Below are 18335 nucleotides of genomic sequence, written 5' to 3' on the forward strand. Positions count from 1 at the left end.
ATGACCGTCACCACCCCGCAGTCCGCCACTTCGCAGCCCACCCCCTCGCAGTCCGCCGGCCCGGCGACGGCCCTGCCGGCGCTCGTCGCGCGGCACGCCGCACTCACCCCCGGCGCGCTCGCCGTCGTGGACGGCGACACCACCCTCACGTACCGCCGTCTCCTCAGGGCCGGCCACGCCCTCGCGGCACACCTGCGCGCACACGGGGTGGCCCGCGGCGACCGGGTGGCGCTCCTGACGGCGCGGTCGTCCCGTACGGTCGTCGCGCAGCTCGGCCTGTGGCTGGCGGGAGCCGTGTGCGTGCCGCTCGACCCCGCCCAGCCCCGCCCGCGCACCGAGGCGATGATCGCCGACGCGCAGGTGAAGCTCACCGTCGGCGACGCGAAGCTGCTGGACGCGGCCACCCTCCCCGGCCCCGTCCTCGCCCTGCCCGAGGAGCCCCTCACGAATGGCCGCCCGATCGACGAGTCCGACCCGGACAGCCCGGCGTTCATCATGTTCACCTCCGGTTCCACCGGCCGTCCCAAGGGCGTCCTCGTGCCGCACGGGGCCATCGCCGAGCTGGTCACCGCACCCGACTACGTCACCCTCAGCAGCCGCGACCGCGTCCTGTTCCACTCGCCCATGACCTTCGACGCCTCGACGTTCGAAGTCTGGGCCGCGCTCGCCAACGGCGCCGCGGTCGTCGTCTGCACCGAGCAGCGGCCCTCCCTGGAGGACCTGGCACGGCACGTCGAGCGGCACGGCGTGACCGTGGCGTTCTTCACCACGGCCCTCTTCCACCAGCTCGCCGCACGCCGCTCCCGCGTCTTCGCCCAGCTCCGCTCGGTCGTCGTGGGAGGCGAGGCGATGGCCGCCGCCCAGGCCCGTGAGGTGCTCACCGCCTTCCCCTGGCTGGAGCTCGTCAACGGCTACGGGCCGACCGAGACGACCACCTTCGCAACCGCCCACCGGGTCACCGAGCAGGACTGCGAAGGACCGATACCGATCGGCAGGCCCGTCTCCGGCGCCACAGCACACGTCCTGGACGCCGACGGCCATCCGGTCGCCGACGGCGACCGGGGAGAACTGTGGATCGGCGGCAGCAGGCTCGCCCACGGATACACGGGCCTGCCCGCACTCACCGCCGAACGGTTCGTCGAGCATCCCGCGGCCGGCGGGCGGCTCTACCGCACGGGCGACATCGTCTCCCTCCGTCCCGACGGCATCCTCCAGTTCCACGGCCGCAACGACGACCAGGTCAAGGTCCGCGGCTTCCGCATCGAACCCGCAGAGGTCGAACACGCCCTCCGCGAGCAGCCGGACGTCGACGACTCCGCCGTCACCGTCGACGGCGCCGGCACCCCCGAGGCGCGCCTCGTCGCGTTCGTCGTCGCCGCGCCCGGCCCTGTACCGCACGGGTCGGCACTGCGCGAGCGGCTCACCTCGGTCCTGCCCGCCCACCTGGTGCCCGACACGGTCACCGTGCTGGAGCGGCTGCCCCTCACCCCGGCCGGCAAGGTCGACCGGCGCGCACTCACCGCACGTGCGCACGCCGGCGAGGACCGGCCTGCCGACGGGCCGGCGGCGAAGATGACACCGCTGGAACAGGCCGTCGCCGAAGTGTGGAGCCAGGCACTGGGCAACGAGGTCACCCGCGCCGACGACGAGTTCCTCCTCCTCGGCGGCCATTCCCTCCTCGCCCTCGCCGTCACCGACGACCTGCGCGAGGAACTCGGCGTAGAACTGTCCCTCGCCGAGTTCTTCGCCGCCCCGACCGTCGCCGCGCAGGCCGCGCTGGTCGAACGCGCCCTCCTGGCCGCCCACGCGGACCTCCACCCCGAGACCCCGGAGCACAGCGATGTCCACTGACACCGACTCCGCGGCCCGCGACCGCAGGCAGCAACTCCAGCAGGAGCTGCTGCGCCGGGCCCGCGCCGGAACCGCCCGGCGCGCGACGGCCGAAGCCGAGCCCACCGCCGGCGCGAGCGCCGGTCGGGACGGCCACGCACCGCAGGACACCGTCCCCTCCGCCACGCCCACCACGGCCCCGCAGGCCGCAGGGGTCCCCCTCTCCCGCGCCCAGCGCCGCATGTGGCTGATGGAGCGGCTCGGCGGCGCGGGCGACTCCTACCACGTCCCGTTCGCCACCCGTGTGCGCGGACCGTTCGACGTCGCCGCGTTCTCCACCGCCCTCACCCAGCTGGTGGCCCGGCACGCCATCCTCCGCACCCGCTACACGGAGCACGAGGGCGAGCCCTGCCAGGAGGTGCTCCCGACGCCCCGGACGGTCGCCGTCCACGTCGTCGACACCGACGCCGACGCCATGGACGCCCCGCAGCTGCTGCGGCGCGAGACGGGCCGGCCGTTCGACCTCGCGGCCGGCGACGCGGTACGGGCGCTCGTCCTGCGCCACGGCCCTCAGGACCACACCGTGCTGCTGACGTTCCACCACATCGCCGTGGACGGCGCCTCACTGGAGACCGTGGCCACCGAACTCGCCGCCCTCTACACGGCGGCCACCGGCGGAACGAGTCGCCACGCACTCGCCGCACCGCCGCAGTACGCCGACCACGCGCGCCGCGAGCACGACGCCCTGCCCGGCTTCGAGGCGGAACTGAACCGCTGGAGCGACCTGCTGGCCGACGCCGCCCCACCGCGCCTGCCCCGGCCGGCGGCCGCCGCGCCGCACACGGCCGCACGGCCCGGGGCCGCGCACCGCGTGCCCCTGGCGCCGACCGTGCCCGAAGCCCTGCGGGCACTGGGCGCACAGCGGCAGGCCACGCTCTTCGCCGTGTCGCTCACCGCGGCCTTCGCCGCACTGCACCGCCTCACCGGCGACGACGACCTCGTCATCGGCGTGGCCGGCACCCACCGCAGCGGAACCGCCATGCGCGGCCTGGTCGGCCTGTGCGTCAACACCCTGCCCGTACGGGTGGACGTCTCCGGCGACCCGTCCTTCGCCCAGCTGCTGCGCCGCGTGAGCGCCGCACTCCTCGAAGCGCAGCGCCACCGGCACATCCCCTTCGACCTGGTCCTCGAACGCCTCGGCGCCGGGGCGCGCGGCGCCGACGGCACCGCGCTGGTCCGCGTCACCTCCGACGTCCTCGGCGAGCCGACGGTGCTCCGGCTGCCGGGTACGTCGGCCGAGTACGTCGACATCCCCTCCGACGGCGCCAAGTTCACCTTGTCCTACGGCCTCGTGCCCGGCGGCGACGACACCCGGCCCCAGGCGCTCGTCCAGTACGACCCGAACGCGCTGGACGACACCGTGGCGGAGGCGGCCGTCCGGGATTACGCGGCGCTGCTCCACGCGGTCGCCGCCGACCCGGAACTCGCCCTGAGCAAGCTGGCCCTCACCGGCCCGAGCGACGGCTCCGGATCCGGGGACGGCGCCGCCCCCGGGGACGATGACGGGCCGCAAGGCGACCGTCACCCGGCCGCGCAGGCTCTGCGCGCCCACCCGGGCGTCGCCGACGCCACGGTGGTCCGGCCCGGGCAAGGGCCGCCCGTGGCCTACGCCGTCCTGCACGACAGCGTCGGCCCGTCCGGTCACGAACTGCTGGGCCTGCTGCGCCGGTCGCTCCCGCCCGAGGCCGTGCCCGCCACGGTCACACTGCTCGACGTGCTGCCGCGCTCGGCCGCCGGGCCGCTCGACCACACCCGGCTGCCCGGGACGTCCACGCCGAACGCCCCGTCCGGCCCCCGGGCCGCAGCGGTCAGGGAGACCTTCACCGCGGTGCTCGGTGTCTCCCCGTCGCCGGACGACGACTTCTTCGCCCTCGGCGGCCACTCCCTGAAAGCCGTTCAGCTCGCCGAACGCCTGCGTACGGACCTCGGGCTGCCGCTCACGGGCCTCGACGTGCTCCAGGCCCGTACGCCCCGGGCGCTGACCGCGCTCCTCGACGAACGGGCGGCGCAGCAGAGCGCCGCGAAGACCGCGAGCAGGCCGGCCCCCCGCTCCCGGGACATCCGCCCGGGCACGGTGCTGGTCACCGGCGCCACGGGCGGCGTGGGCGCGTTCGTCGTGCGTGAACTCGCCGCGCAGGGCCGCCCCGTGCTGGCGCTGGCCCGGCCCGAGTCCGCCCATCTCATCGCCACCGAGGGCGTCGACGTCATCGAAGGCGACCTCTCCGACCTGGCCGGGCTGCGGGACGCCGTCGCGCAGGCCGACGCCGTCGTCCACTCCGCCTGCACCTTCACCCGGCACGACGTGGACCTGGCGGCGATGGAGACGATGGTCGACGCCTGGCGGCGCGGACCGTTCGTCTTCGTCAGCAGCGTCGACGCCTACGGGCACCCCGGGACCGACCGGGTCGCCGAGGAGGCGCCGCCCCACGAGCCCGTCAGCCCGTACGGGCGGGCCAAGCTCGACTGCGAGGCCATGCTGCTGCGCGCCGCGGGGACCGAGGGGCGCGGGGGCGCGAGCGCCGTACGGTCACCGCTCGTCTGGGGCGCGCACGACCGGCTGCGCGAACAGCTGCGCTGGGGTGCCATCGGCACGCTCTACCAGGCCGCCCGCGAAGGACGGCCGATCGACCTGCCCCGTCCCGGTACCGGCGGACACGGCTGGTACGGAGCCGCCTGGGTACACGCGGCCGCCCTGGCCCGCGCGGTGGCCGAGAGCCTGGACCGGCCCGTGCACGGAGTCGCCAACGCGTGCAGCGGCCACGTGTCCTGGCACGACCTGGCGCAGGACCTCACGGAACTGCACGGCACCCGCGCGGACTTCCGCACCACCGAGGCCGTGCCCCGGGACCTCGACCACCGCTGGCACTACGACAGCGCACGCCTGGCCCGTCCCCTCCGCGCACGCCCGGGAGAGGACCGGCGGACCGTACTGGCAGAGATGATCGGCGCCACGCCACCCGACCACGGCTGACCCGCCGCCTGCGCCCGGAGCACCCCGAGGGGGCCCCGGGCGCAGCACGCCCGAGGCGTGAGCCGACCGTGGCCGAGGACGACATCGGCCACGCCCACGGCATGCCGGACCGGGGCCGTAGTCGGGCCGGCAGCCCACCACTGCCATCCGGCACGTACGCGCCGGGCTCCCAGGCTCATCCGCGGTGGTCTCCCAGTCACCGAGTCGGCGAGTGATCGTGCCGAGATACCAGCGGTGTTGTTCAAAACCTGACAACCTGACGGGACACTGAACCGCCCGGGAGGACTCGCCATGACCGAAACTCTGATCGACGCCACCGACGCCGGTGGAGAGGACGCCGATCGGGAGGCCGTCGAGCATGAGCGGGCCGAACTGAGGGAGTTCATCAAAGGGCTGAGCGCGGACGACATCAAGTCGGGCGGCTGGTTCACCAAACTCAGCGCCCAGGCCCTGAGCTCCTACACGGCCAAGGTCAACTGGCAGTACTTCCAGGAGCGGTACGAGGGCGTACCCGCAGACGGCATAGTCGAGCAGCGGATCAAGATGGCGGCCCGGTACGCCGCCCTCGAAGGCGGTCTCTCCGCCGGTGCCTACTCGGCGGCCGTCGTCGCCACCATCGGGAGCCTCGGCGGTGCCTCGCCGGCGACGTTCCCGGCAGCCGTCGCGACCGTCATGGTCGACGTCGCGTTCATCACCCGGCTCCAGCTCCGCCTGGCCTACGACATCGCAGTCCTCTACCGGGTCCCGCTCGACCTCTCCGACCCCGACGACATGTGGAAGCTCATTCGAGTCGCCTTCACGATCAAGAGCGGAGAAGTGGTCCGGGAAGGCGTGGTCAAGGCGGTCCCGGTCTTCGTACGGCCGGTGATCAAGCGCTTCTACTCCGGAACGGTCCTGACCGCCGCGAAGGGACTTCCCGTCGTCGGAAAGCACCTCCTGCAACGCAACATCATCAAGATCGGTATCCCTGCGGTCGGCGTTCCCCTCGCCGTGGTGTTGAACCGCTACACGACGCTGCTCGCGGGGCGGCACGCACAAGCCGTCTTCCGGAACGAGGCCCGGGTGATCGAAATCGCCGAGGGCCTGAGCGAACGGAGCCGGCACCCGCAGTTGGCGCTGTGGGTCGCGTGGCTCGTCATCACGGCGGACCGGAAGATCGCCGACGACGAGACGCTGTTGATGCGGCACTTGGTGAGGCTGGTCCGGGATCGGCACCAGGTGGTCGACGAACGCCTCGCTCACACCGTCGACATGGATCCCGCCGAGGTGTGGCGACGCCTGGACGCCGAGCCGGGGGACCTCAGCGATCTCCTCGACGTGGCGGACCGGGTGGCCATGGTGGACGGCCCCGTCACCGCACGCGAAAAGGCCGTCATCTCCGAACTCCAGGACCGCTGCCGCCGAACCTGACGCCGGCAGCCGGACGGGCGGCCCCGTGCTCGCGGAGGACGGGTCCGCGATGCGGATGGGGGACGAGATGGGACGGCGGCCCCCCTCACCGGTCCGGCGGTCGGCTGGGACGCCAGTCCCGATGGGTCCGACCGGGCGAACGGGCAAGGGGGGCCGTCCGCCGGTTCACCGTTGGTACTGCAGAGCGTCGGCACCCGCAGCGATGACTTCGGCGAGCCGGTTGGCGAAGTCCGCGTTGCATCCACCGAGTCGGACGAAACCGTGGCTGGCCACCGGCCCGTCGTTGCACAGAGAGGGAAGGGTCATGCCGGCGAGCGCGAGCGCCGCCTGCAGCTTGGTGACCGCGTCTTGGCCGTCCTGGTAGGCGGCGTCCTGACGCCGCTTGTACTGCATCCGCTCGGCGTGGGTCAGTTCGTACACCATGGTTCTTGCCCTTCGTATCAGGTATGTCAGGTATGGCAGTTGTCAGAGGTGAGGCGCCGGAGCGCGTCGTGGATCGGTTCGGCCGGGTTCGGCCGGTCCGGTCGTCGGGGTACGGCCCCCGGCCCGGTTCACCGCGCCTGGGCACACGGGTGCCATGGGCGCCGCAGCGTTGATCACACGGCAGGCCCGGGGGGCGAGCCACGGCCTGGGCCGCAGCCCGGTGAACAGGCTCCGGACCTGCGCATGGACCGTCGGGTTGAGTCTGCGCACCGCCCGTGACTATCGGTTTCGATCTTCGTTTCAAGGGTGCAGGCGAGCACCCTTCTGACGCGTGGGGAGGACCGGGTTGACCAGGAAGTCGGCGGCTGTCACCGCCTCCGCCCATCGCGGTCGCCGCGCACCGGACGCACGGCACTCCTGCGCCGTGGCCCTGCGGCGCCGACCCCGCCGGCCCGTCGCGGACACCTCACGGCCGGCTCCCCGCAGGCGGCATCAGCACCTCGGTTCGTCGGCACCGGGACTGTCGGCCGGCCGGACTCCACCCATGGTGCGAAGGTGAGCGCCCGACCCTCCCGCGGGAGCGCGCCGTCCCTTGCCGACCGGACAGCTGGAGGATGCCGAGGTTGCCCCCGAGACACCACCGCACACGTACGACCGTCATGCGCCGTACCCGAATCTGCGCCCGCTGGACGGAGAGCGGCCTGTCCTTCTGTCCGCCGCTGGCGCCGCGGAGTAGCCGGGACGGACACCGTCCGGGCCACTGCGGGCCTTGGCCGTCTGCCCGGTTCCCAGCACAGGGGCCGGAGCGTTCCGGTGTCGTGGAGCGGCCTGGCGGGGCGGCCGCGTGAGCGTGATCTGGCGGACCAGTTGCTGGAAGCAGGCCAGCGCGGCGATGGCGGGAAGCGCGGACGACGTCTCGGCGGCGAGCGTTCTGGGTGCCTGAGCCACGCACAGAAGCGTCGCCAAGGTGGAGAACAGCAGAACGATCGACCAGGAATGAAGCGCGCGGCGCTGGTGCAGCGCGGACCTGAGGATGGACAGGGAGGCGACCGTCCAAGGCCCGTAGATGAGCAGGGGCCACCAGCTCACCACATCGCGGGCCGTGTGGAGTCCTGCGCTGTGACGCAGGGCGTCACAGATGGCCACCCCGCTGAGCACGCTCACCAGGGCGGCGATGACGGCGACCAGTACGGCGGTGAACAGGCTGCCCGTTTGCAGCAGGGTCGCCACCGGCGCTCTCGACGCGTTCCGGCGGTGCCCGCCGGAACCTCGTCCGGGCGGCCGCTCGGCAGGGGGCCGGGCCTGCCTCAGCCCGGCGACGAGGCCGAATGCGCTGACCGTGTCACCTGTGTCCTCGTAACCGACGCGGGTGAAGGACTCCGGCTGTCCCGGTACGGGGTTCTCCTGGAGCAGGTTCGCGAGCTCTTCCACCGGATCCCACGGCAGAGGCGTCTCGCCGGACCTGCCCAGCGGTTCCCCGTGTTCCGGCAGAAGCCAGGACCCGGTGGTGGCCGGCTGGGGGTGGAGACCGTGGACGTCAGGGTATCCGTACGGCTCATGCACGGGAACTGCCGCCCGGGCGCTCGTCGACGGTCGTGGACGGTGCGGTGCTCCCCGACCTCCGGTCGAACTCGACCTGGATCATGGTCATCGTGCGGAGGAAGTCCTCGAGGACCGAGGACGAGTAACGCAGATCGATTTCGAGACCCTCGTCCTGCAGTGTTGCGTTCCGGAACTCGCTGGAGCCGGTTGATCCCGGAGTGAAAGTCCACTTTCCGATCCGGGCAGTACCGGTGTGAAAACCACCTCCCCCTTCGTCTTCTTCTGGAGGCTTGCGGAAGAAGAAGGGGGGCTTTGCTGTTGTCATATTCCATAAACGCTGCCGATGTTGGTCAGGGTATGCGCCATCCGGGTGATGGTGGTGGATGAGTAAGCGCCGACCCCCTCTCTTGTTGATTCCGGTAACACGACAAGAGCCCGGCAGACACGGCCTGCCGCGCTGCTAATCCGCAGCTCAGGGAGAGGATGAGTGCGGGCCGAAGCAGGCCCACGACGGCTCTGCCGCGCACAGCGCGCCCGCCCGACGGTGCCTTCCATGGATGACCGGATGCGTGTCCATGCGTCGCCGACTCGCCATATTTTCATCCCTTCATGCCGATTCTTCGGCATCAGGCGCCACCGCCGCACCTGAGCGCGCCGATCCACGGCTTGAGCCTCTGCGTGCCGACCGATCATCGGTAAAAGGGCTGAGATGCCAGGGTCGGCGGATTGCTGCGCATGGCTGCAATCAGAGGACGGGGCGCAACTCTGCATATGCCTCTGCGTTATGCCCGACGATCGAGGGGGCCTAGATCGTGTGCCCCCTTGAGCTTCGACCTTCGAAAGGACCAGCTGTGGGACACCTCCTCCTGTGGATCGTGCTGCTCTCTGCCGCACTGGGTACGGGTTGCACCGCGTTCACGTCATCAGGGACAGGCCGTCTGTGGCGCGTCGACGCCCTTGAGCTGAGGCGGCAGCAACGCTTCAGGCACGTCCTGTCCTGCCATGTGGACGCCATGCGGCTGTCTCGCCGGCAAGCCGCGGCACGGATGGAGCAGTCTGCGGGCGTCGCGGGCTGCCCGAGCGTGGATCCGCTCCAGGCCGCCCATGAGGTGTGTTGGCCCCTGCATCACGGCGGGCCGGGGGTGTCGACCCCCGGTGACGGGGGCTCTGGCTCCCGGTAGGCCTTCGATGCTACTGCCGCATGACGATGCCCCGATGATCCCGGACGAAATGCCACGCAATTTCTCACACCGGCCGGCTGCGCATCTGAGCGAAAGGGCGGTCGACAGCGTCGAATCCCTTGAAAACCCCGGCAATATACACATCGTCGGCTGGGCAAAAACCCCGGCAATCCGTGCATTGCCGGTTCCGTAAAAACCCCGGCAATTCGTACATTGCCGGATCCTGGCACCATGGCATCCGTCCTGAACCGGCGACGGTCTGTGCAATTCCCGTTCGACGTGCCTCCGTGCTAATGGTTGGTGGAAAGAACGGGATATACCCAAAATAAAAAAAGTATCATCCATCTATTCGCGTTCTGTGTGACCAAGGAGCGGCTGATCTCGTGAAGGAGCATGAGCATGGACCCTGTGGCGGCTTATCGGAACGCGACTCATGGCCGACCGTGCCCCGCTGCGTCCGGCGGGCGGCAGCACGGATGGCGAGCACGGTCCGGGCCGTGCTGATGCGCGTGACGCGCCGCCTCTCCGGAGCGGGCGCAGCCGGCACCATCACTCCGCCCGGAATGAAAAGTCGATCGGCACAAGTACTTCAAGACGAGTACCGGGCGGGCTTCCCCCTGCCCTTGCCTCGTCAAGCGAGCGCCGCGAGCGACTCCCACGGATGTCCGTGGTGCCGTTCCCTCGGAAGCCCCGACCCTCCCGCCCGGCCCGACCCCGAGCACTGAACGGAGGACCTGCCGGACAGTCGCACCGGATCCTGCTCGCCGAGTGGCCCGAGGCGGTCGATGTCACGGGTGGTCGCTCGTACGGTCGGGCGGAACCGGACACACCGCCCGGCGAACGGGGTGAGCGTGCCGGCACGGATCATCCCCTGCCGGCATGCGTTTTCCTGTTCGGACCAAGGTGGTTGCGGCAGAACACGTGGCCCGGTGCCTCAAGCCGGGCGGCTGGCTCCTCGTCGGCATGCCGGGGCTGACGACCGTCAGCGGGTCGACGCCTTCGGTTCAAGCAGGGGTTTGTCAAGTCCCGAAAGGTCGCGGCATGACCGGGGTGCGGGGGAGAGGGCTTACTCAGGAGATGGACGCACGCGTGGTGGACGGTTCCCGCCCGGGCGTTCCCAGATGTCCAGAGTTCCAGATTTCCAGGTTCCACCTCGGGGATGTGGAGGCCTTGACCGTTCGGAAGGAGTGAGCGCATGCGAGTCACCATGGTCTACCCGCTGCCCTGCGTCGGGGGGCGAGCGTCATGAATTCCCTGCCTCCCTCCTCTGAACGTCCCACCGGCCCCCCGCCCGGCCCGTTGTCGGGCGGGGGCGCACATGCAGAGCCCCCGCCCCCGCCGCCCCCTCCGCCGCCACCAGGTCCTCCGCCTCCCTCGGGGCCCCCGTCGGGGCCTCTTCCGGTCTCGTCCGGTGGATCTTCTCTCCCGCCGGCGGGCGGTGGCCAGGTTCGCAGGTGGCGATCGCGCAGGGCCGTGCTGAGTGTGAGTACGGCGGTGGCCGTGGTGTCGGCGGTGGTCCTCAGTTTCACCGTGCTGAGCGGAAACTCCACGGCAGGCGGTGAGGTCTTCCTCCAGGCCGCTCCGGAGGCCGGGCCCGACCCGTTCACTCCCTCGACGGCCACACAGGCCGAGAGCGTCGCCCAGGCCATGCCCATGCCCGCGGGGGTGAATGCGAAGGACGGTACGAGTGCTGCGAGCGGTGCGCGCACGCTAGAGGTCGACGGCGGGTACCCGGGGCTGTACGGCGGAACACGGAACGTCGCGAGCTGTGACGTCGAGAAGCAGATCCGGTTCCTCACGGAGCACCCGGACAAGGGCAGGGCGTTTGCCGTCTCGCTGGGTATCCGGCAGGCCGGGATTCCCTCGTACCTGCGCTCGCTGACGCCCGTCCGGCTGGGCTGGGACACCAGGGTCACCAATCACGGATACCGGAACGGCGCGCCCACCAGCTACCAGGCGGTCCTGCAGGCCGGCACTCCCGTACTGGTCGACAGCCGGGGCGTGCCCCGGGTCCGCTGTGCCTGTGGCAACCCCCTGAATCCGCCCGTCGCCGTCAGAGGCGGGCAGACGTACAGCGGCGCGAAGTGGTCATCGTTCCGGTCCTCCGGCCTCGTCGCGGTCAAGCCCGCCGCGAAGCCGGCGAAGAACGTCACGGTCTTCGACCAGGACCGGAAGGGATGGTACGAGCGCCCGAGCGGAGCGGCGGAGGGCAGGCACGACCGCGAGGTCCCGCCCCCGAAGGGCCAGACCCCCGGCTCTGCCTACCCGGTCCTGCCGGCAGCCCGACCGGGATCAGTCCAGCCACGCTCTGACGCGCCCCAGAACCAGCCCCCGGAGACCACTCCCGGCCGGGCGCCGGGCCAGAACCCCGGGAACGCCCCCGCTCAGAGCCCGGGCAATGTGCAGGGCGACGTCCAGGAGCAGGCCCCTGGGAAGGCACCGGCCGTAACCCCGGGCAAGGACCCGGGCCAGAAGCCGGACGAGGGCTCGGAGAAGGTTCCGGGCGAGAAGCCCGACAAGGCGCCGGGTCAGGAGTCAGGCACGGACCCGGGCAAGGACCCGGGGCAGAAGCCGGACGAGGGCTCGGAGAAGGTTCCGGGCGAAAAGCCCGACAAGGCGCCGGGTCAGGAGTCAGGTACGGACCCGGGCAAGGACCCGGGGCAGAAGCCGGACGAGGGCTCGGAGAAGGTTCCGGGCCAGGAACCCGGACCGGACGCAGGCAAGGAACGCGGCCAGGACCCGGGCCAGGCTCCCGGGAAGGCAACGGGCAAGGAGCCTGGTGAGGATCCGGCGAAGGAGCCGGGCAAGAAGTCCGGCCAGCAGCCAGGTGAGCGCCCGGGGAAGCATCCCGGCAAGGAGTCCGGCGAGCACCCGGGGAACAGGCCAGGCAAGGAGTCGAACGAGAACCCGGGCGAAGGCTCGGACAAGGGGCCGGGCAAGGAAGCAGGCAAGGCGCCCGGTCAGGATCCGGCGCAGGCCCCGGCTCAGGAGTCGGGTCAGAAGTCGGGCAAGGGGTCGGGCGAGAGCCCGGGCAACGAGTCCGGTCAGGACCCGGACAAGGCCCCTGGAAAGGACTCGGGGACGGTTCCCGGTCAGGAGTCAGGCCAGAATCCTGCGAAGGTGCCCGGTCAGCAGTCGGACAACGGCCCGGGAAAGGGGTCGGGGAAGGTGCCTGGCCAGGAGCCCGACAGGGAGCCTGCCCACGACCCCGCGAAGGTGCCCGGCCAGGAGTCGGGCAAGGACCCTGGCAGGGGAGCGGGCCAGGCCCCGGACACGGCTCCCGGGAAGGTTCCGGAGCCCGGACACGAGTCTGGGAAGGCCCCCGGTCACGACACCGGCAAGGGCAGCGGTCAGGAATCGGGAAGCTTGCCGGGCCATGAGCCGGGCAAGGTCCCCGGGAAGGTTCCGGAGTCCGGTCAGGAGCCCGGCAAGGCTCCGGACAGGGGCTCCGGCAACGATCCCGGAACGGCGCGCGGGAACGAGCCGGGCCAGGAGCAGGGCCGGGGTCAGGGCCAGGGCCAGGGCCGAGGTCAGGGTTCCGGGAAGGCGCGAGGCCAGGAGTCGGACGCCGGTCACGGCAACAGCCCCGGGAAGTCACCGGGCCAGGGCCAGGGCCAGGGTTCGGGCGCCGGCCTCGGCAACGGCCCGGGGAAGGCGCCGGGCCAGGTGACAGGGGACGAGCGGGGCGGGAGCACGGGCCGGAATCCCGGTGACGGGCAGGGGTCGCAGCACGGTCGGTGAACACGGGAGGAGCCGTCGCGGTGATCCTGTGGTTCGTGTACCCGGGCGATGATGCTCAGGCTGAGCCACCGCCGGCTGATGCCGGCGGTGGCTGCGTCTGTGGCTGCAGGCCCACGAGCACCATCGAAAACGGCTGAAGCCTGCCTGCACCAGAAGGCCGGCTGCGGCGGGCGCGGAGTCGGCGGACACCTTTCACGACCGGGACGGTGGCCATGAGCGCGAAGCCGGTAAGAGCGAGCCAGAACCGGGGCTCCGCCCCCGTGAGACTCAGCAGCAGCCCGCCGATGACCAGCAGCGCGGCCACCGCTTCCGTGAGTGCCGAGGCGGTGATGCTCTCCTCGCTGTCTGCTGGGTGGGCCGTTGCCGCTCGCTCCGGCCGCGGAAGCAGGAAGCCGTCGGTCTCCCACAAGGCATCGTTCGTCAACTCATCGGCATACCGCGGTCTGACCGCCTGGTCGGTCAGGTGTCGTACTGGCCATCCCATGGAGCCGAGAAGCCCAGCCCATCGGGATACAGCTCGGCCCAGTCTTCCTCGCCATCTTGATCCTCGGCATGGCATTCGGTGACAAGGCCGAACAGCACACCGTCTTCGGCGAGCTGGAACGGCCGGATCGCGATGTCGCAGTACTCACGTTCCGGGAGGCCAGAGAGGGCGGCGTCCAACAGGCGCAGAGCCTCCGACAGAACTGTCCCTGCTGGTCGGAGAACCGGGGCCATGGGCGCAGGCGGACGGACTCGCGACGGAAGGAAGCAGCTGGGGAAAGCCGTTCGGCCGGGACGCCGGACCTCTCGCGGCCCGGCTCGCCCGGCACCCGGAGGTCGAGGTGATCTGCCACGACCGGGCCGACGTCTGCGCCTGAAGACCGCGCACCGGTGCCCCCGCAGGTCGCCGACGGTCGGCACCTGTGGCACAACCTCGCCGAAGCCCTGGGGCAGACCGTCGGCCCCCACCGCCCCTGCATCCGCACCGCGCCCGCCACCGGCCGACTTCGCCCGCTGGGCCCCACTTCCGCCACGTTCACCCGGGCGGCTCGCACCCCCGGGGAAGCGTCACGGTCCCGGGCCGGTGCTCGAAGGTGTCCATGACCAGCCACTCGTCCAGCTCGGGGTCGTAGAGGTTCTGGACACCGAACTGCAGTACCTGCCAGAAAGTGCCTCGGTTGTTCTCGTCGACGTAGATGTCGCCCAGCGCGAGCGGTAGACGCGGGTAGTTCCCGGGAGGCAGGTTCGGGAACACCACGCCCACCCGCCAGTGGTTCACGCGCCGCTGCGGGGTGCGCCGCAGGGTCTCCGGCCCGACGAACCGGGCGTTCTCGAACCCCTGGTTCAGTGCCTCCAGGTTGAAGCCTGGGATGCGTGAGCAGGGATGCTCGTTCAGACCCGGCCATTTGTATGTCAGTGTGTAGAGCGTGTCGTGGTAGATCAGGTTGGTGAACCAGATCGGGTACTGCGGGCCCCCTGCGGTCATCTGGCTGTCGCCGTCCCTGCCCTCCCAGGTGAACGGCACTGTGATGTCCAGGTCGCGGACGATCCACTTGCCCTTGCCGCGGAAGTCGCGGGGGAGCCGGGGCGGAGGCGGCGTCGGGGAGGCGTTCTGCTGCCCGGCCGTGGCGGCGGCCGCGGCCGCCGCCGCAACCCCGGAGAACGGCGCGGTCCTGGTCCGCGGCTCGGCGCCGACCGGAGGCGGAGCTGCCAGAAGGAGGGCGACTGCTCCGACAAGAGCGGCCGACGTGGCCGACCCACGTCTGGCCTTCTTCCAGCCCATGGTCTCCCTCGGCTGTCACGTCAGGCGCCGTCACGGCGCGGGACAATCACGGCGATGCTGGGACACCGTCCCCGGAATTGAAGATTCCGAAACCGGCCGTCACCCGGCTTGCCGCTGTGCTGCCATCAGCTCGAGTCCGGTTCCGGTGAGGCGCGTGTCGATGACGAAGGACGGCACCGACGTGTCCCGAGACCCCGGCGGCGGCCACCGGATCATCCGCCGGCATCAGCCGTACAGGCCTCGGCGAGAATGGCGAGATGAATCATCGCCTTGTCGGTATCCCGGAGCTGACGGACGTTCCGCGTGTTGCGGTCGTCATCGACGTGATGCGGGCATTCACCGCGGCTGCCTGGGCGTTCTCGCGTGGAGCCGAGAGGATCGTCCTGGCCTCGTCGGAGCATGAGGCACTGGCCCTGAAGGAGAGCCGTCCGGGTTGGCTGGCTCTGAAGGACGGCGCCCCGGCAGCGGGCTTCGACACGGTGAACTCACCCGGTCTGATCAGGTCCCTCGATCTGACCGGCCGCACAGTGGTGCAGAAGACGACGGCAGGAACCGTCGGTGCCCTGGCCGTCGCGAGCTCGCCGCTCGTCCTGTGCGCGAGTTTCGTGGTGGCCGGCGCAACAGCGCGGTTCCTGAATTCCGAGGGTTCCGGGCCGGTGACGTTCGTCGTCACCGGTGACGAAGGCCAGGCCGCCGAGGACCTGGCCTGCGCTGAATACATCGGCCGGCATCTCGCCGGAGGCGATGCCGAGGCGGCCCCGTATCTCCACCGCGCGAGGACCTCCCGGGCAGCCGCCGACCTGGCCGACGGTGTGCAACGGGGATACCGGGGCCTTCATCCCGACGATGTCGACCTCTGTCTGGAGGTCGACACCTTCTCCTTCGCGATGGTCGCCCGCCAGGAGGACGCTCTGACCGTACTGCGTCCCGTCGAGGTGCCCGACGGATCAGCCGATGCCGGCTGACCTGCTGCCATCGAGCCTTTTCCCACCTCACGCCGAAGCGGCGTGGTGAAGGACGAGGACGGCTTTCGCGCCGTCGGTGATCCTGTTGGTGCTGCGGAGCTTCCGCAGCAGACGCCAGCCTTTCGGGAGGGCCATGGCCTGCTCGCCGAGGCCGCAGATTGTGGCGGGCGGACGCTGCCGGCCGGTTGAGAACGGAGTGTTGGCGCATTCTCCGAGAAGGGACAGATGTGACCTCGTTCGATGTGAGCAAGCCGGAGACGCCCTGGGTCATCTTCGGGTCGCGCGGAGCGGTCGCATTCGAAGAGCAGGTGGCGACACTGCGTGCTGCGGGTGGTCAGGTGTACGAGCTGCACGCTCGCGATCTGACGGGCGAGGTGGGTGTTTGTGAATCCTTCGCCCGAGCGGTCGGAGTCCCCGGCTATTTCGGCTGGAACTGGGATGCTCTGGTCGACCGTCTCGATGACACGCACGAGGCCGTCACGGGCGGGGTGGGGATCGTCATGGTCGTCCACGGGGCCGATGCGCTCCTCGGGGCGGATCACCTCAAGGTGTTCATGACGATGCTCTGCCTGGCGGCGGACCGTGCGAACACCGAGGTGGATCCGGACGGCAACCTCCGGGATGAGCCCGTGGTGATCCAGCACTTCATTTTCCTGCTCGACGAGGTTCGCGCCGAGGAGTTCGCCGCGGGGATCGAGGATCCCGACGTTGTCGTCCGTGTGGAGGGGGACTTCCTCACGGTGGCCCTCGACCTCGACGTCTGGCGGCCCAACGCGGCCGGACGCCCGAAGGTCGCCTGACTCCAGGCCGTACGGCCCCCGGTTCGCCTCCTCGGACCGGAATCGGCACTTGGGTCGTCGGCATGTCCGTACGCACAACGGAAACCGCTTCAGGCGTCGTCAGCTGTGGATGGGATGATCGCCGAGGCGGGCGCGAGCACGCCGAAATCTCGACTCGGGGGCTCGGATGGACACGTGGCAGGACCTCACGAAGTTGGTGAAAGACCGCTTGGAGGCCGCGTCGGCCGGCGAGCGGGGCGTATTCGCCGCAGGCGTTGCCGAGCGTCTGATGCGCTGGCACGAGGCCCTGTCCGAGGATGAACAGGCAGCCTTCACGCTGGGTCTGCGACCGCTCCTGAACTCGGTGTGGGAGGGCGTCCTCGGCGATCCGGCTGCGTATACCGCCGTCAACCGCGGCTTGGCGGAGTACATGCTCAGCGACTACTGCCACAACGACCGTCTGGTGGGACCTGACGATGCGTACGAGCCCGCCGCTGCCGCGACCCTCAATGCCGCGTACGCGTACCTCTTCGGGTGCACCGACTTCGCACTCTGGGCCAGGTACCGGGCCATCGATGATCAGCATCTCGAGTACCTCGCCGAACAGGAAGAGGGCGACCTCTTCGACACGGACAAGGCGCTGCTCGACGAGCTCAAGCGCCAGCTGCGGGACCTCGATCTCATCGCCGCGCGTTCGACGGAACTGCGGCACGCCCATGTCGGACTCCCCATCCGCACGTCCGCCCGACTCCGCGCGGAACTGCGCACTCCTCTTTCGGGTCCTTGGCGGCCGGAGGCTGATGATCAGCTGGTTCGTGGCATCAGGGATTGAGTGCCAGGTCGGAAGGATCGGTCCCGTCCGGCTGCCGTTCGGCCGTCCGGTCCAGCTGGGAACGGCTCGGACCCATCACTCCGCAGTGGTCAGATGAGCGGATCTCGCCTCCGGAGGCCGTGTCGAGGGCCTACACTCTGGCTGCTCTCGTGGCGTACACGGGGCAGGGGGCTGGGGGGTCCATGGGGTTGGCGAAGTCGCTGTTGACCGAGGACTACACGCTGAGCTTGGGGTGCAGGGTCAGTGTCACGGCGGGAGTCGGTTCGACGACCGTCAAATGGAGCGTGGCCCACATGTCGTTGAACGGCGGCCGGCGGCCACCGCGGGGCGATGAGACCGTCGGCTTCACCTGTCCGCGTTGCCGCAGAACGATGTCCGCGGCGGTGGAGAGCCGGGGCAAGGCCCGGACGAAGTACGAGGTGTACCGGTGGCTGGGATGGCTGCTGCTGCTTTCGCTGCTGGTCACCGTCCCGCTGCTCATCCACTACGGAGGACAGACCTACGAGGAGGGCGACACCGAGGGGGTGAACATGGTGGGCAGGCTCTTCCTCGCCGTCGCTGTCGGCGTCATCCTGGGACCGGCCTTCCTCATGACTGCGGGTCACTACACAGGGGTCAAGAAACTGCGGTTCGTGCGCGACGACGGCAGCAGGACCGTGTGGGTGCGGGGCCATCGCCTCTTCTGACGGGCCGATGCCCTCAAGAGGTGACGACCGTCCGCCGCCCACGGTCGGGCGAGTGCGGTGAAGTGCCCGGGGCATGGCAGGCCCCGGGGCGGTGGACCGGAGGTACTCGGTGTCGCCGTGGACTTCCTGCGCCCGCGGACGGCCTGCGAG

The 18335-nt window shown here is 70.6% G+C and carries 14 protein-coding genes; 8 read left to right on the forward strand and 6 right to left on the reverse strand.

All coding sequences use genetic code 11. The features are described 5' to 3' along the window. The 3 genes from KO717_RS37075 (at position 1) to KO717_RS37085 (ending at position 6271) form a co-directional block, all read left to right on the forward strand. Positions 1-1851, forward strand: a complete 1851-nt coding sequence (locus KO717_RS37075) for a non-ribosomal peptide synthetase (RefSeq protein ID WP_301374276.1) — start codon at positions 1-3, stop codon at positions 1849-1851. After that, complete coding sequence (locus KO717_RS37080) at positions 1841-4861, forward strand: condensation domain-containing protein (protein ID WP_301374277.1); 3021 nt, start codon at positions 1841-1843, stop codon at positions 4859-4861. The genes KO717_RS37075 and KO717_RS37080 overlap by 11 nt, the downstream gene beginning before the upstream one ends. A gap of 291 nt (positions 4862-5152) precedes the next feature. After that, a complete protein-coding gene (locus KO717_RS37085) occupies positions 5153-6271 on the forward strand; it encodes a hypothetical protein (RefSeq protein WP_301374279.1) in 1119 nt (372 codons plus the stop codon). A gap of 165 nt (positions 6272-6436) precedes the next feature. Here the strand turns inward: KO717_RS37085 and KO717_RS37090 are convergent, their stop codons facing one another. The 3 genes from KO717_RS37090 to KO717_RS37100 all read right to left on the reverse strand — a co-directional run bounded on the left by KO717_RS37090 (position 6437) and on the right by KO717_RS37100 (position 8561). Beyond that, the gene (locus tag KO717_RS37090) at positions 6437-6694 is read right to left on the reverse strand and encodes a hypothetical protein (RefSeq protein ID WP_301374281.1); all 258 of its coding nucleotides are present in this window, start codon (positions 6692-6694) and stop codon (positions 6437-6439) included. 657 nt (positions 6695-7351) lie between these two features. Next, positions 7352-8125 carry a hypothetical protein gene (locus KO717_RS37095; protein WP_367401568.1) on the reverse strand — a complete coding sequence of 258 codons (774 nt, stop codon included), beginning with the start codon at positions 8123-8125 and terminating at the stop codon, positions 7352-7354. A 124-nt stretch (positions 8126-8249) separates the two neighbouring features. Further along, a complete protein-coding gene (locus tag KO717_RS37100) occupies positions 8250-8561 on the reverse strand; it encodes a hypothetical protein (RefSeq protein WP_301374283.1) in 312 nt (103 codons plus the stop codon). Between the two features lie 2329 nt (positions 8562-10890). On the opposite strand from KO717_RS37100, the gene KO717_RS37105 reads away from it, so the two are divergent. Beyond that, positions 10891-13158 (forward strand): DUF6777 domain-containing protein, encoded by a 2268-nt coding sequence (locus KO717_RS37105; RefSeq protein WP_301374285.1) that lies wholly within the window; start codon positions 10891-10893, stop codon positions 13156-13158. A 55-nt stretch (positions 13159-13213) separates the two neighbouring features. Here KO717_RS37105 and KO717_RS37110 read toward each other — a convergent pair whose 3' ends face one another. From KO717_RS37110 to KO717_RS37120, 3 genes are all read right to left on the reverse strand, one after another. Further along, positions 13214-13582: a hypothetical protein gene (locus KO717_RS37110; RefSeq protein WP_301374287.1), complete on the reverse strand. Its 369-nt coding sequence runs from the start codon at positions 13580-13582 to the stop codon at positions 13214-13216. A gap of 35 nt (positions 13583-13617) precedes the next feature. Beyond that, positions 13618-13821: a hypothetical protein gene (locus KO717_RS37115; RefSeq protein WP_437184620.1), complete on the reverse strand. Its 204-nt coding sequence runs from the start codon at positions 13819-13821 to the stop codon at positions 13618-13620. 355 nt (positions 13822-14176) lie between these two features. Then, positions 14177-14923 carry a hypothetical protein gene (locus KO717_RS37120; RefSeq protein WP_301374289.1) on the reverse strand — a complete coding sequence of 249 codons (747 nt, stop codon included), beginning with the start codon at positions 14921-14923 and terminating at the stop codon, positions 14177-14179. Positions 14924-15180: 257 nt separating this feature from the next. On the opposite strand from KO717_RS37120, the gene KO717_RS37125 reads away from it, so the two are divergent. The 4 genes from KO717_RS37125 to KO717_RS37145 all read left to right on the forward strand — a co-directional run bounded on the left by KO717_RS37125 (position 15181) and on the right by KO717_RS37145 (position 18185). Further along, the gene (locus KO717_RS37125; RefSeq protein ID WP_301374291.1) at positions 15181-15888 is read left to right on the forward strand and encodes a 2-phosphosulfolactate phosphatase; all 708 of its coding nucleotides are present in this window, start codon (positions 15181-15183) and stop codon (positions 15886-15888) included. A 227-nt stretch (positions 15889-16115) separates the two neighbouring features. Then, positions 16116-16688, forward strand: coding sequence for a barstar family protein (locus tag KO717_RS37135; RefSeq protein WP_301374293.1), 573 nt, complete (start codon positions 16116-16118; stop codon positions 16686-16688). Between the two features lie 166 nt (positions 16689-16854). Next, complete coding sequence (locus KO717_RS37140) at positions 16855-17499, forward strand: hypothetical protein (RefSeq protein ID WP_301374295.1); 645 nt, start codon at positions 16855-16857, stop codon at positions 17497-17499. Between the two features lie 371 nt (positions 17500-17870). After that, entirely contained in the window at positions 17871-18185 is a 315-nt protein-coding gene (locus tag KO717_RS37145; protein ID WP_301374297.1) for a hypothetical protein, read from the forward strand. Positions 18186-18335 lie beyond the last annotated feature (150 nt).

Origin of the sequence: Streptomyces xanthophaeus, from assembly GCF_030440515.1 — a bacterium.
Taxonomy (GTDB): Bacteria; Actinomycetota; Actinomycetes; order Streptomycetales; family Streptomycetaceae; genus Streptomyces; species Streptomyces kutzneri.